At 63.3% G+C, this 14,073-nt stretch carries 10 protein-coding genes; 1 reads left to right on the top strand and 9 read right to left on the bottom strand.

All coding sequences use genetic code 11. The features are described 5' to 3' along the window. Positions 1-197: 197 nt before the first annotated feature. From pstS to PWP93_RS03420, 5 genes are all read right to left on the bottom strand, one after another. Positions 198-1,229, bottom strand: coding sequence for a phosphate ABC transporter substrate-binding protein PstS (pstS, locus tag PWP93_RS03440; protein WP_421043460.1), 1,032 nt, complete (start codon positions 1,227-1,229; stop codon positions 198-200). A gap of 376 nt (positions 1,230-1,605) precedes the next feature. Next, the gene (gene glmM, locus PWP93_RS03435; RefSeq protein ID WP_421024342.1) at positions 1,606-2,958 is read right to left on the bottom strand and encodes a phosphoglucosamine mutase; all 1,353 of its coding nucleotides are present in this window, start codon (positions 2,956-2,958) and stop codon (positions 1,606-1,608) included. Between the two features lie 62 nt (positions 2,959-3,020). Then, positions 3,021-3,842 (bottom strand): dihydropteroate synthase, encoded by an 822-nt coding sequence (gene folP / locus PWP93_RS03430; RefSeq protein ID WP_421044998.1) that lies wholly within the window; start codon positions 3,840-3,842, stop codon positions 3,021-3,023. A 253-nt stretch (positions 3,843-4,095) separates the two neighbouring features. Further along, on the bottom strand, positions 4,096-5,985 hold the full coding sequence (ftsH, locus tag PWP93_RS03425; RefSeq protein ID WP_421024343.1) for an ATP-dependent zinc metalloprotease FtsH: 1,890 nt from the start codon (positions 5,983-5,985) through the stop codon (positions 4,096-4,098). Between the two features lie 229 nt (positions 5,986-6,214). Then, positions 6,215-6,877, bottom strand: coding sequence for an RlmE family RNA methyltransferase (locus tag PWP93_RS03420; RefSeq protein WP_421025238.1), 663 nt, complete (start codon positions 6,875-6,877; stop codon positions 6,215-6,217). Positions 6,878-7,142: 265 nt separating this feature from the next. Between PWP93_RS03420 and PWP93_RS03415 the strand changes: the two genes are divergently transcribed. Further along, a complete protein-coding gene (locus PWP93_RS03415) occupies positions 7,143-7,685 on the top strand; it encodes a YhbY family RNA-binding protein (protein ID WP_421043459.1) in 543 nt (180 codons plus the stop codon). A gap of 86 nt (positions 7,686-7,771) precedes the next feature. On the opposite strand, the gene PWP93_RS03410 is transcribed toward PWP93_RS03415, so the two are convergent. The 4 genes from PWP93_RS03410 to carA all read right to left on the bottom strand — a co-directional run bounded on the left by PWP93_RS03410 (position 7,772) and on the right by carA (position 13,543). Beyond that, positions 7,772-8,245, bottom strand: a complete 474-nt coding sequence (locus PWP93_RS03410) for a DUF4149 domain-containing protein (RefSeq protein WP_421044997.1) — start codon at positions 8,243-8,245, stop codon at positions 7,772-7,774. A 69-nt stretch (positions 8,246-8,314) separates the two neighbouring features. Next, positions 8,315-8,791 (bottom strand): transcription elongation factor GreA, encoded by a 477-nt coding sequence (gene greA, locus PWP93_RS03405; protein ID WP_421024345.1) that lies wholly within the window; start codon positions 8,789-8,791, stop codon positions 8,315-8,317. Positions 8,792-9,011: 220 nt separating this feature from the next. Then, entirely contained in the window at positions 9,012-12,266 is a 3,255-nt protein-coding gene (gene carB / locus PWP93_RS03400; RefSeq protein WP_421024346.1) for a carbamoyl-phosphate synthase large subunit, read from the bottom strand. A 140-nt stretch (positions 12,267-12,406) separates the two neighbouring features. After that, entirely contained in the window at positions 12,407-13,543 is a 1,137-nt protein-coding gene (gene carA / locus PWP93_RS03395) for a glutamine-hydrolyzing carbamoyl-phosphate synthase small subunit (protein WP_421043458.1), read from the bottom strand. Positions 13,544-14,073: the final 530 nt, after the last annotated feature.

Raw genomic sequence — 14,073 nt, 5'->3', positions numbered from 1 at the left:
CCGGTGACAGATCGGACGGCACATCGTAGCGGGTGTATTACGTGCTTTGCGTCTATTACGTGCGGTATGGCGTACCGCGTGGCCGCGATGACCACTTCGGCCAGCATGCATCACCGACCAGCAAGCAGAATGGGCCGCGCGCGGCGTGCGCGGCGGCCCTTGCTTTGGCCCTGCCATTTCAGCGAGGCCAGTCCGCCTTACTCGGCAATCGCCTTACCGCTGGCGTCCTTCACCTTCTCCTTCAACTGCGACTCGATTTCGCTCACGACCGACTGCGGCAGCGAGATGTAGTCGAGGCTGTCGGCAGCCGGCGTGCCGTTCTTGAAAGCCCACTGGAAGAACTTGAGCGTTTCCTTGCCCTGCTCCGGCTTGTCCTGCGCCGTGTGCAGCAGCACGAAGGTCGCGCCGACGACCGGCCATGCTTCCTTGCCCGGCTCGTTCGTGAGGATCTGGTAGAACGACTTCTTCCAGTCCGCGCCGGCCGCCGCGGCCTTGAACGTTTCGGTGGCCGGCTGAACGACCGCGCCCGATTCATTCTTCATGGCAGTGTAGACCATGTGATTTTGCTTGGCGTACGCCCACTCGACGTAGCCGATCGCGCCCGGCAGACGCTGCACGAAGGCCGCGACGCCGTCGTTGCCCTTGCCGCCCGTGCCGGTCGGCCAGTTCACAGTCGTGCCTTCGCCGACCTTGGTCTTCCACTCGGGGTTGACCTTCGAAAGGTAGTTCGTCCAGATGAAGCTGGTGCCCGAACCGTCGGCGCGGCGAACCACGGCGATGTCCAGATCAGGCAGCTTGACCTTCGGGTTCAGCGCAGCGATGGCCGGATCGTTCCACTTCTTGATCTTGCCGAGGTAGATGTCGCCGAGCACCGGGCCCGACAGCGTGATTTCGCCTGCCTTGATGCCCGGCACGTTGATCGCCGGCACGACGCCGCCCACCACCGTCGGGAACTGGAACAGGCCGTCCTTGGCCAGTTGATCGTCCTTCAGCGGGGCATCCGAGCCCGCGAAGTCAACGGTCTTTGCCTGAATCTGCTTGATGCCGCCCGACGAGCCAATGCCCTGGTAGTTGACCTTGCCGCCACCCGACTTCTGATAGGCGTCCGCCCACTTCGTGTAGATCGGTGCTGCGAAGGTGCTGCCCGCGCCGGTGATGTCAGCAGCTTGCGCTGCGATCGCGAAAAGCGCGCCAGCAACGCCAGCGAGCGCGGTTTGCATCAGTTTCATGTGGCCTCCAGGTGTGTGAGCGGATAAACGACACCGCGAAGCATAGGGGCTCTTTGTGACAGTAACGTGACGGTTCATGAAGCAGCCGTGACAGGACGATTACCGGCTGAAAGCCAGGCGCATCGCCCTGGATGCGCCGGCTGGAAAGGCGTGCGCGCCCCATCGACTGGGCGCTCGCGGGCGGCGGACATGCAGGAGGCATCAATCGTGCAGCCGGGGTCGGATGCGAAAAATGCCTCAGGCATGGGCAGGAGCAGGTTGACGCAAAAGTGAAACGTTTGCGTCAGCCGAAATGCATGCACAAAGCGGTGTCATGCCCGTTGCATGACACCGCTTTCGATCGGTGATGGTGCCGGGTCGCGCCGGCTTCGCTGCGTCAGGCGATGGTGCGCTTGACCGTTTCGGCGATCGATTCCGCGTACTGCACCGTATCGACCTCGTCGCGCGCTTCCACCATCACGCGCAGCACAGGCTCCGTGCCCGAAGCGCGGATCAGCACGCGGCCTTTGCCCTTGAGCTGGGTTTGCGCGTCGGCGATCGCCTTCTGGATCTCGGCGTTGCCTTTCCAGTCGGCGCCCTGCGCGATGCGCACGTTGATGAGCTTCTGCGGAAACAGCGTCACGCCGTCGAGCAGTTCTGCCAGGGTCTGGCCGCTGCGCTTCATCGCAGCGAGCACCAGCAGCGCCGAAACGATGCCATCGCCAGTCGTGTGGCGGTCGAGCGACAGAATATGCCCCGACCCCTCCGCGCCGATCAGCCAGCCACGCTCGCGCAGCTGCTCCAGCACATAGCGGTCGCCCACATTGGCGCGCACGAACGGCACGCCGATGCGCTCGAGCGCCTGCTCGACCGCGAGGTTCGTCATCAGGGTGCCAACGGCGCCATCAATCTTGCCATCGGTTGCCATGCGGTCTTTCACGAGCACATAGAGGAGCTCGTCCCCGTTGTAGAGGCGGCCCTGCGCATCCACGATCTGCAGCCGATCCGCATCGCCATCGAGCGCGATGCCGAGGTCGGCGTGATTCGCGCGCACTGCGCGCACGAGCGCGTCGGGCGCGGTGGCGCCCACGCCGTCGTTGATGTTGAAACCATTCGGCGAGACGCCGATGGGAATCACATCCGCGCCCAGCTCATGAAACACATGAGGCGCGATGTCGTAGGCCGCGCCGTTCGCGCAGTCGACCACGAGCTTCAGCCCGCGCAGGTTGAACGCCTGCGGGAAAGTGCTCTTGCAGAACTCGATATAGCGGCCGCCCGCGTCGTCCAGGCGGCGTGCGCGGCCGAGCTGCTCGGACGGCGCGCAATCGAGCGGCAATTCGAGTTGCGCCTCGATCTGCGCTTCGACTTCGTCGGGCAGCTTGTTGCCATCGGCGGAAAAGAACTTGATGCCGTTGTCGTAGTACGGATTGTGCGAAGCGCTGATCACCACACCCGCGGAAAGACGCAGCGCACGCGTGAGATAGGCGATGCCGGGCGTCGTCATTGGGCCCGCGAGCATCACGTCGATGCCGGCAGCCGAAAGCCCCGCCTCGAGCGACGCCTCCAGCATGTAGCCCGAAATGCGCGTGTCCTTGCCGATCAGCACGGACGGACGCGAATGCGACGCCCCCGCCACGCCAGCCAGCACCTTGCCCGCCGCGTAACCCAGACGCAGCACGAAATCCGGCGTGATCGGCACTTCGCCGACCTTGCCGCGAACCCCATCGGTTCCAAAATAGCGACGACCCATGATTCGAACCTCACGTTGGCATTGTTTTGCGGCGCATTCGTGCGCCATGTTCCTGGAACCCGTTATTCGCGTGAACAGGCCTGATGACGCGCGGCGTCGCGCATGGCGCCCCAGACCTTGAGCGCATCGACCGTCGGCGCGACGTCGTGCACGCGGATAATGGCCGCGCCCTGCTGGGCCGCGCACACCGCCGCCGCCACGCTGGCCGCCACGCGCTCCGGTGCGGGTCGGTTCACCAGCGCGCCGAGCATCGACTTGCGCGACATGCCCGCAAGAATCGGATACGGCGCGCCGCCAGCCGCAACGGGCGCCGTCTCGCGCAGATACGCGAGCAGGGTGTAATTGTTTTCGACCACCGATTTGCCGAAGCCAAAACCCGGGTCGACGCTAATACGCGCCTTGGCCACGCCCGCCGCCTCGAGTTCGGTGCAGCGCCCCTGCAGAAACTCGCGCACCTCGCGCACGACATCTACATAATCGGGCTCGCCGAGCTGCATGGTCCGCGGCTCGCCGAGCATATGCATCACGCACAGCCCGCAATTGCTCCCCCGCACCGCATCGACCGCGCCCGGCATGCGAAAGCCCCAGACGTCGTTGATCAGATCCGCGCCCGCCGCCAGCGCATGGCGCATCACTTCAGGCTTGTATGTGTCGATCGAAAGCGGCACGTTCGCGTCCTTCAGACGCTCGACCAGCGGAATCACCCGTTCGAGCTCTTCGTCGAGCGCAACGGGCGGCGCGCCCGGACGCGTCGACTCGCCGCCGATGTCGATCATGTCCACGCCGTCCGACAACATTTGTTCGGCGCGTCGCAATGCATCGTCGAAGGCAAGATACCGGCCGCCGTCCGAAAACGAATCCGGTGTGGCGTTGAGTATTCCCATGACGAGCGGACGCTCGAAAGTCAGTGTGAAGCGGCCGCAGACAAGCGGTTCAGGCACAGCCGCGTTGGGGAGCGCATCAAGCAGCGAGTTAGGCAGATTACCCTGCGAGGTCAGATTGGGCACGTCAATAAACGTCAGATATGTAACTTAATGTGGCCGCTGAAAGCGGCAACAAACCACCCAGAAATGCAAGACGGGCCGATGTGAGCATCACACCGGCCCGCAACTTCAGTCGACTTGGCGCCGTGTCCGGTCAGGCCGGGGCGGTGGCGTTGCCGGGCTTGACCTCGCTGCCCGTGCTGCCACCCGACGAAGGCGCATCACCCGGTGACGGGGTGTTCTTCGGCGAGCGCGGCGGACGGCCTGCCATGATGTCGTTGATCTGATCGGCGTCGATCGTTTCCCACTCCATCAACGCGGCGGTCATGGCTTCCACCTTGTCGCGGTTCTCATCGAGCAGGCGCTTCGCGAGGCCGTACTGCTCGTCGAGCACGCGGCGAATTTCCGCGTCGACCTTCTGCTGCGTGGCTTCCGAGATCGCGCGCGTGAAGCCCTTGCCGAACGCGCCGCCGTCGTTGTCGTCGTCGGCGTAGACCATCGGTCCGAGCGCGTCGGTCATGCCGAAGCGCGTGACCATCGCGCGGGCCGTCTGGGTGGCCTTGTTGAAGTCGTCGGAGGCACCTGTGCTGATCAGATTCATGAACAGCTCTTCCGCCACGCGGCCGCCGAACAGGATCGCCAGGCGGTCGAGCAGATAGTCCTTCGAATAGGTCTCGTTGTCGTGCTCCGGCAACTGCCACGTCACACCCAAGGCACGGCCACGCGGAATGATCGTGACCTTGTGCACCGGGTCGGCCTTCGGCAGCAGCTTCGCAATCACCGCGTGACCCGACTCGTGATACGCCGTTGCGCGCTTCGCCTCTTCGCGAATGACCGCCGACTTGCGCTCCGGACCCATGAAGATCTTGTCCTTGGCGTCCTCGAAGTCCTGCATCTCGACGATGCGCTTGCCACGGCGCGCAGCGAACAATGCCGCCTCGTTCACGAGGTTCGCGAGATCGGCGCCCGAGAAGCCCGGCGTGCCGCGCGCGATGACCGCTGCGTCGACGTCGTTGGCGATCGGCACCTTGCGCAAGTGCACCTTCATGATTTGCTCGCGGCCGCGAATGTCGGGCAGGCCGACATAAACCTGGCGGTCGAAGCGGCCCGGACGCAGCAGCGCCTTGTCGAGCACGTCCGAACGGTTGGTTGCCGCGATCACGATAACGCCCGAGTTCGCCTCGAAGCCGTCCATCTCGACCAGCATCTGGTTCAGCGTCTGCTCGCGCTCGTCGTTGCCGCCGCCCATGCCGGCGCCGCGATGGCGGCCGACCGCGTCGATTTCGTCGATGAACACGATACACGGCGCATGCTTCTTGGCCTGTTCGAACATGTCGCGCACGCGGGCCGCGCCCACGCCGACGAACATTTCAACGAAATCCGAGCCCGAGATGCTGAAGAACGGCACCTTCGCCTCGCCGGCGATGGCGCGCGCGAGCAGCGTCTTACCGGTACCCGGAGGGCCGACCAGCAGCACGCCACGCGGGATGCGCCCGCCCAGCTTCTGGAATTTTTGCGGATCGCGCAGGAAGTCGACGAGTTCGGACACTTCTTCCTTGGCTTCGTCGCAGCCCGCGACGTCGGAGAAGTTGACCGCGTTGTTGTTCTCGTCGATCAGACGGGCGCGCGATTTACCAAAGGAAAACGCCCCGCCTTTGCCGCCCCCCTGCATCTGTCTCATCATGTAGAACCAGAACACGATGATCAGAATCGTCGGTCCAAGATAATACAACGCTGAAACAAGCGCATTGGGCTCTTCGTCAGCCTTGCCGCTCACCTGCACGCCGTATTTCATCAGGTCGCCGACCATCCAGATGTCTCCCGGGGAGACGATCTGATACTTCTGGCCGTCGGCCGGAGTGACCGTGAGGTTCCGCCCCTGCACCACGACGCTCTTGACCTTGCCGGCCTTCGCATCGTCCATGAACTGCGAGTACGAAACGCCTTCCTGGACACGGGGCTTGTCGAACTGCTTGAACACCGTAAACAGCACCAGTGCGATTACCAGCCACACCGCTGCCTTCGAAAACATGTTGTTGTTCAAAGCACCACTCCTTCACTCATAGACGGGCGCCTACATTTGCCTTGCGACACCACCAAAGCATTCTAATCCAGTACGCAGGGGCTCGCCATAACGTTTCGCTAAGACGGAAATAGCCTGAGCGCCTTGTCGGTACGGCGTCTCGAAGCCGATTCGAGGCGATCTGCACAGTTCCTGCAACACGCGTTGCGCACGGGAGCCGATCTTTGGCCTACCCCTGCCGATCGAAAAATTAACGGGGTCGCTTCAGATGTTTGCCCAATATAAACGTTTCGGACGATTTATCGCGCGAAGCCTTCGGTTTGCGCGCGGCCACGACCTTGAACTGATGCTTGAACTTCTCGACGATCTGGCTGTAACCACTACCGTGGAAGCATTTTACTAAAAGGGCACCATCAGATTTCAAATGATTCTGCGAAAACTCGAGCGCGAGATCGCAGACGTGTTCGATACGCGCGGCATCGGCTGACGCCACCCCTGACAGATTGGGCGCCATGTCGGAAATTACAAGGTCCACCGGCCGGCCACCCACCACTTCTTCCAATTGTGCGAGCACGGCGTCCTCGCGGAAGTCGCCCTGCAGAAATTGCACGTCGGCGATCGGCTCCATCGGCAGGATGTCGAGCGCAATGATCGTGCCGTCGATCCCGCCCTGGCGCTGGTCGTCGCGCTTCGAACTTTGCACCAGCTTGTTGCGCACATATTGGCTCCAGCTGCCCGGCGCCGCGCCGAGATCCACGATCACCATGCCAGGGCGGATCAGCTTGTCCTGCTCGTCGATTTCCTTGAGCTTGTACGCAGCGCGGGCGCGATAGCCCTCCCGTTGCGCCAGCTTCACGTACGGATCGTTAATATGGTCGTGCAGCCACGACGTGTTGAAGCGGTTTTTTGCCATTAAAGGTGAACTCTTGGTGCGTGATGTCGCGCTTTTAGCGGATAATACGCGTTTAATTCGTGCGGTCGTCGCGGCCCGTCTGCTCGCAGGCGCGTGGTTCCCACCGCCTCGCTCGCTGGCATCTGCCCGCGCTACGCCGTTCTCCACGGTTTTTCATTGTTTCGACGCGCTCGCCGCCGGGCGGCCCCTCGTTGTGTGGCCTGTCCTGCCGGTGTTTCACGCTGACTGGCGGGCGCCGTCATTTTAGTCGAGTCTGCCACATCCCATGCCCGCCCTCACTCTTACTGCCGAACAGCGCTCCGAACTGCGCTCCGCCGCTCACGCGCTCAAACCGGTCGTGCTCATCGGCGCCGAGGGACTAACCGACGCCGTCCTCAAGGAAATCAAGGTCCATCTGGACGCGCACCAACTCATTAAGGTGCGCGTGTTCGGCGACGAGCGCGAGGAGCGCATCGCAATCTACGAAGAAATCTGCGACCGCCTGAACTCGGCGCCCATCCAGCACATCGGCAAGCTGCTCGTGATCTACAAGCCCGAGCAAAACAAGCCGAAAACAACCACGGCCCGCGCCGGCGCGCGCGGCACCGTCAAGCGCCCAGCCGGCGACGTGCCGAGTGCGCGCGAAGCGGGCAAGCACGGCGCACCTCGCACCGTGAAGGTCGTCAAGCCGTCGGATAACCCGTTGCGCAAACCGAAGTCGCAAAAGGTCGTCGTCAAGGGCAATGAGCGCGTCACCCAGGGCGGCAACGTCAAGCGAGCCAAGAAGCGCCAGACCAGCTCGAAGCGAGCCCATCAAGGCTCGAAGTAAGTGAAGCGCGGCCAGTGTGCCGCGCTTTTTTGCCTTCTTACCGGAGCATGCTGAATAACACGCGAGCGGCGCCCGATTGAACGGCCTCAGCGCCGCGCCTGCGCACCGCGCGCGGACGGCAGCAGCCAGACGAGCCACGCGCCCAGCACACTCTGGACCAGATAGAACGCGCTCGAAACGCCGTGGAGCATGCCAAAGCGGCTCGCCCAGGCCGAATGCGCGATATCGACACCCGCCTGCATCGCATTCACGCGCATGGCGTTCATGAACGGCTGCAGCGCGTAATAACCGATCAGCACGCACAGCAGCATGCCGATCAGCAGCCAACGCAGCCGCCGATAGCCGGTCTCGCCCCGACGGATCAGCACGTTCGCAAGCCCGAGCAGCAACACGCCGCTCACGGCGCCCACCATGCCCTCGATGCGAAAAAGCTGCGCGGCAAGCGAGCCCGCCACGGTGCGACCGAGCGAAGTAAACAGCACGGGCGCAACCGCATAGCCGATCGTCACCTGGCTGCCCACCCACAACATGGCGAGCAGCGCGAACACACGGTGCGCCACGAGCGGCGAAGCCGGGCTGTTAGCCGAATTCGTCGATGTATTCACCGAGGTATTCACGTTCCTGTTGCGTCAGATATAGCGGACGTCGATGATTTCGTACTCGCGCACGCCACTGGGAGCCTGCACTTCCGCAACGTCGCCTTCGGACTTGCCGATCAGTGCGCGCGCGATGGGCGAGCTCACGGAAATCAGGCCGTGCTCGAGATCGGCTTCGTCGTCGCCGACGATTTGATAGGTGACCGTTTTGCCCGAGTCGAGGTCTTCAAGGTCGATGGTCGAGCCGAACACCACCCGGCCATCGGCTTCTAGCGACGTCGGGTCGATGATCTGCGCTGCCGCCAGCTTCGATTCGATTTCCGCGATGCGGCCCTCGATAAAGCCCTGCTTTTCCTTCGCGGCGTCGTATTCCGCGTTTTCCGACAGGTCGCCTTGCGCGCGCGCTTCGGCAATCGCATTGATGACCGCCGGACGCTCGACGGATTTCAGGCGCTGCAGTTCTTCGCGAAGCTGGTCTGCGCCGCGCCGGGTCAAGGGAATCGTGCTCATAAAACAACTCGTTCAGCCATTTGGGGCCGTATTGATGCCGCACCAACAATCGTTGCGGCCATAAAAAAAATCACCGCGGTCAAGTGCATCCCGCAAGGGCGGCGGCGCGCACTGGCGCAGCCTGAAAAACCCTGTTGGGACGCCGCTTAACCGCGGCACATTCAGCCTTGTATTCAGCCTGTTGTCTGCCGTGTTCAATATTCGACAGACAATCGAAGCCTTAGTTTAGGCGAGCATGGAGGCCTTGTAAATCATAGACTTCCAGGTTCTTCAGGTAACGCAAACCCTCGACCGCAGCGCGTGCGCCCGACATAGTGGTGTAGTACGTGACCTTGTTCGCCTGGGCGCTCATGCGGATCGAACGCGAATCCGCAATCGCCGCCCGGGTCTCGTCGACGGTCGTGAAAACGAGCGAAATTTCGCCGTTCTTGATCATGTCGACCACGTGCGGACGGCCATCCTTCACCTTGTTCACGACCTTCACCGGCACGCCGGCCGCCTCGATCGCGGCAGCCGTGCCGCGCGTCGCGACCAGCGGGTAGCCGAGCTCATGCAGCATGCGCGCGACTTCGACGGCCTTGGGCTTGTCCGCATCCATCACGGTGATGAAAACCGTGCCCGATTCCGGCAGGCGCGAGCCCGCCGCGAGCTGCGACTTGAAAAGCGCCTCGCCGAAGGTCTTGCCCACGCCCATCACTTCGCCGGTCGAACGCATTTCGGGTCCGAGCACCGGATCGACGGTCGGGAACTTCACAAACGGGAACACCGCTTCCTTCACGCTGAAGTACGGCGGCACGACTTCCTTCGTCACGCCCTGCTGAGCGAGCTTCTGGCCGACCATCGCACGCGCCGCGATCTTCGCGAGCGGCAGGCTGGTGGCCTTCGACACGTACGGCACGGTCCGCGAAGCGCGCGGGTTCACTTCCAGCACGTAGATGATGTCCTTCTTCGAACCGTCATCCTGCGGCACTTGCTGGATCGCGAACTGCACGTTCATCAGGCCGACCACGTTGAGCGCCTTGGCCATCGCGGCCGTCTGGCGCTTGAGTTCGTTGACCGTTTCCTGCGACAGCGAGTACGGCGGCAGCGAGCACGCCGAGTCGCCCGAGTGCACGCCCGCCTGCTCGATGTGTTCCATCACGCCGCCAATGAACACGGCGTCGCCATCGGAGATGCAGTCCACGTCGCATTCGATTGCGTCGTTCAGGAAGCGGTCGAGCAGCACCGGCGAGTCGTTCGACACCTTCACGGCCTCGCGCATGTAGCGCTCGAGGTCGCGCGGCTCATGGACGATTTCCATGGCGCGGCCGCCCAGCACGTACGACGGACGCACGACGAGCGGGTAACCGATTTCGTCGGCGAGCTTGAGCGCTTCGTCTTCGGCGCGCGCGGTGCGGTTCGGCGGCTGGCGCAGGTTCAGGTCCTGCAGCAGCTTCTGGAAGCGCTCGCGGTCTTCGGCCGCGTCGATCATGTCCGGCGAGGTGCCGACGATGGGCACGCCGTTCGCTTCGAGATCGAGCGCGAGCTTCAGCGGCGTCTGGCCGCCGTACTGCACGATCACCCCAACGGGCTTCTCCAGGTCCACGACCTCGAGCACGTCTTCGAGCGTGAGCGGCTCGAAGTACAGACGGTCAGATGTGTCGTAGTCGGTCGAAACGGTCTCGGGGTTGCAGTTGACCATGATCGTTTCGTAGCCGTCTTCGCGCATCGCGAGCGCGGCATGCACGCAGCAGTAGTCGAACTCGATACCCTGGCCGATCCGGTTCGGGCCGCCGCCCAGCACCATGATCTTCTTGTTGGTGGTCGGGTTGGCTTCGCACTCTTCCTCATAGGTCGAGTACATGTAGGCGGTCTTGGTGGCGAACTCGGCCGCGCAGGTGTCCACGCGCTTGTAGACCGGACGCACGTTCAGCTCGATACGGCGCTTGCGCACGTCGGCGGCAGTCGCGCCGAGCAGCTTCGCAAGACGGCGATCCGAGAAGCCGCTTTGCTTGAGGAAGCGCAGCTCGTCCTTCGAGAGGCTTGCGAGCGTGCGGCCCTTGACGGCCTCTTCCTTCCTGATGATTTCTTCGATCTGCGCGAGGAACCACGGGTCGATCGCGGTTTCTTCGAAGATCTCTTCACGCGTCATGCCCACGCGGAACGCGTCGCCCACGTACCAGATGCGGTCCGGGCCGGCTTCGCCGATCTCGCGGATGACTTCGTCGCGGCTGGTGGTCTTCTCGTCGAGACCGTCCACGCCCACTTCGAGGCCGCGCAGCGCCTTCTGGAACGACTCCTGGAACGTGCGGCCGATCGCCATCACTTCGCCCACCGACTTCATCTGGGTGGTCAGGCGCGGGTCGGCTTCGCGGAACTTCTCGAACGCGAAACGCGGAATCTTCGTGACGACGTAGTCGATGGTCGGCTCGAACGAGGCCGGCGTCTGGCCGCCCGTGATTTCGTTGCGCAGCTCGTCGAGCGTGTAGCCGACAGCCAGCTTCGCCGCAACCTTGGCGATCGGGAAGCCCGTGGCCTTCGAGGCCAGCGCCGACGAACGCGACACGCGCGGGTTCATTTCGATCACGATCATGCGGCCGTCGCGCGGGTTAATCGAGAACTGCACGTTCGAGCCACCCGTGTCCACGCCGATCTCGCGCAGCACCGCGAGCGAGGCGTCGCGCAGGATCTGGTATTCCTTGTCGGTGAGCGTTTGCGCCGGCGCGACCGTGATCGAGTCGCCGGTGTGGATGCCCATCGGGTCGAGGTTTTCGATCGAGCAGACGATGATGCAGTTATCCGCCTTGTCGCGGACCACTTCCATCTCGTATTCCTTCCAACCGAGCAGCGACTCTTCGATCAGCAGCTCGCGCGTGGGCGAAAGGTCGAGACCGCGCTTGCAGATCTCTTCGAACTCTTCGCGGTTGTAGGCGATGCCGCCGCCCGAGCCGCCGAGCGTGAAGGACGGGCGAATCACGATCGGGTAGCCGCTCGTGCCGGTGGATGCGGCGATCTCGGCGTGAACCTTGATTGCCTCTTCCATCGAGTGGGCCACGCCCGACTTCGCCGAGCCAAGGCCGATCTTCGTCATCGCGTCCTTGAACTTCTGGCGGTCTTCGGCCTTGTCGATCGCTTCGGGCGATGCACCGATCAGCTCGACGTTGTACTTCTTGAGCACGCCGTGGTGGTGCAGGTCAAGCGCGCAGTTCAGCGCGGTCTGGCCGCCCATCGTCGGCAGGATCGCGTCGGGGCGCTCCTTCTCGATGATGCGCTCCACCACTTCCCACGTGATCGGCTCGATGTAGGTGACGTCGGCCGTGTTCGGGTCCGTCATGATCGTCGCCGGATTGCTGTTGACGAGAATGACCTTGTAGCCTTCCTCACGCAGCGCCTTGCACGCCTGCGCGCCCGAGTAGTCGAACTCGCAGGCCTGGCCGATGATGATCGGCCCCGCGCCGATGATGAGAATGCTCTTGATGTCTGTCCGCTTGGGCATAACGCTCTCGCTAAATATTCCTGTGTCTTTTACGTCTTGCGGCTTGCTGTTCGCCGCTGGGTACGCGCGTGGGCCGTTTTGACTTCGGCTCGCTGCGCACCCCTGCTCTGCTCGTTCCTGCTGGCTCGCTCGATGAGCGCTTACGCCTTCGCCTTGTCCATCAGCGCGGTGAAGCGATCGAACAGATAGCCGATGTCGTGCGGCCCCGGCGATGCTTCAGGGTGGCCCTGGAAGCAGAACGCGGGCTTGTCGGTGAGTTCGAAGCCTTGCAGCGTGCCGTCGAAGAGCGAGACATGCGTGGCGCGCGTGTTCGCCGGCAGCGAGTCGGCATCCACCGCAAAGCCGTGGTTCTGAGACGTGATGACGACGCGGCCGTCGCCAAGATCCTTCACCGGATGATTCGCACCATGGTGGCCCGTCTTCATCTTGATGGTCTTCGCGCCGAGCGCGAGACCCATGATCTGGTGGCCAAGGCAAATGCCGAAGGTCGGGATGCCGCGCGCGATGAATTCCTGCGTGGCCTTGATCGCGTAGTCGCACGGCTCCGGATCGCCAGGGCCGTTCGAGAGGAACACGCCGTCCGGGTTGAGCGCGAGCGCGTCGGCCGCGCTGGCCTGCGCCGGCAGCACCGTGACATGGCAGCCGCGCTCGGCCAGCATGCGCAGGATGTTCTGCTTCACGCCGAAGTCGAACGCCACGACCTTGTACTTCGGTGCGGACTGCGTGCGATAGCCTTCGCCCAGACGCCATTCGGTGGTCGTCCACTCATACGGCTTGTCGGTCGAGACGACCTTGGCGAGGTCCATGCCCGCGAGGCCCGGGAACGAGCGCGCGAGTTCGATGGCCTTGGCTTCGTCGTCGGAACCCGCGAGGATCGCGCCGTTCTGCGCGCCCTTTTCGCGCAGGATGCGCGTGAGCTTGCGCGTGTCGATGCCGGCGATCGCCACCACACCCTCGTCCTTCAGATAGTCGCCGAGCGTGCGCTCCATGCGGAAGTTCGAGGCAAGCGCTGGCAGGTCGCGAATGATCAGACCGGCGGCATGGACTTTCGTAGCTTCGACGTCTTCGGCGTTGACGCCGACGTTGCCGATATGCGGATACGTAAGGGTGACGATCTGGCGAGCGTAGCTCGGGTCGGTCAGGATTTCCTGATAACCGGTGATGGCCGTGTTGAACACGACTTCACCGATCGTATGACCCGGCGCGCCGATCGAGTAACCACGAAAGACCGTGCCGTCGGCGAGCGCGAGCAGAGCGGGAGAGAATGACGGCAACACGGGAGACTCCTTGGGGGAGCACCCTGTGCCGACCTGTTATCCGACGTTGCGTGTCTTGCGACCCGGGAACGGCTGCGGCGTCGGCGCCCCGACATGAGGATCAGGACGCGCGCGCGGCTCGCTCCGCAGTCTGCTTACGCGACTTATCCGTGTTTGACCGTGTGTCGGGCGCCGGGCCGCGAAGGTGCGTTTGTGACGCTCGATCGGGCGGCAGCCAGCCAGTAGAAACGGAAAGCGCGGGCGGCGGATGAACGAATGGGGGAGGTAGGCGCTAGGGTGCGGGTTGATAAGCTCAAACCTTGAAATTATAGCGCGAAAACGCCCTTTCTTTCAAATTTCGGGATGACGCCCATCGGGCGGCGCGCCGCTGCAAGCTGGCACAGCGCCCTTTCCACTATAGGCGTCGAGAAGCACGCGGCAAGGACAGCGCCGCTTATTTGCAACCGGCCGAACCTACGGTCGCCCCCTTTTTGTCCCACAAATGAAAACGCCGTCACCCGGCAGGGTGACGGCGCGAGCACCAAGTGGCA

Source organism: Paraburkholderia sp. A1RI-2L (genome assembly GCF_048957375.1).
Lineage (GTDB): Bacteria > Pseudomonadota > Gammaproteobacteria > Burkholderiales > Burkholderiaceae > Paraburkholderia.
The sequence above is the reverse complement of the archived record's forward strand: the minus strand, read 5'-3'. Positions and strand labels throughout refer to the sequence as shown.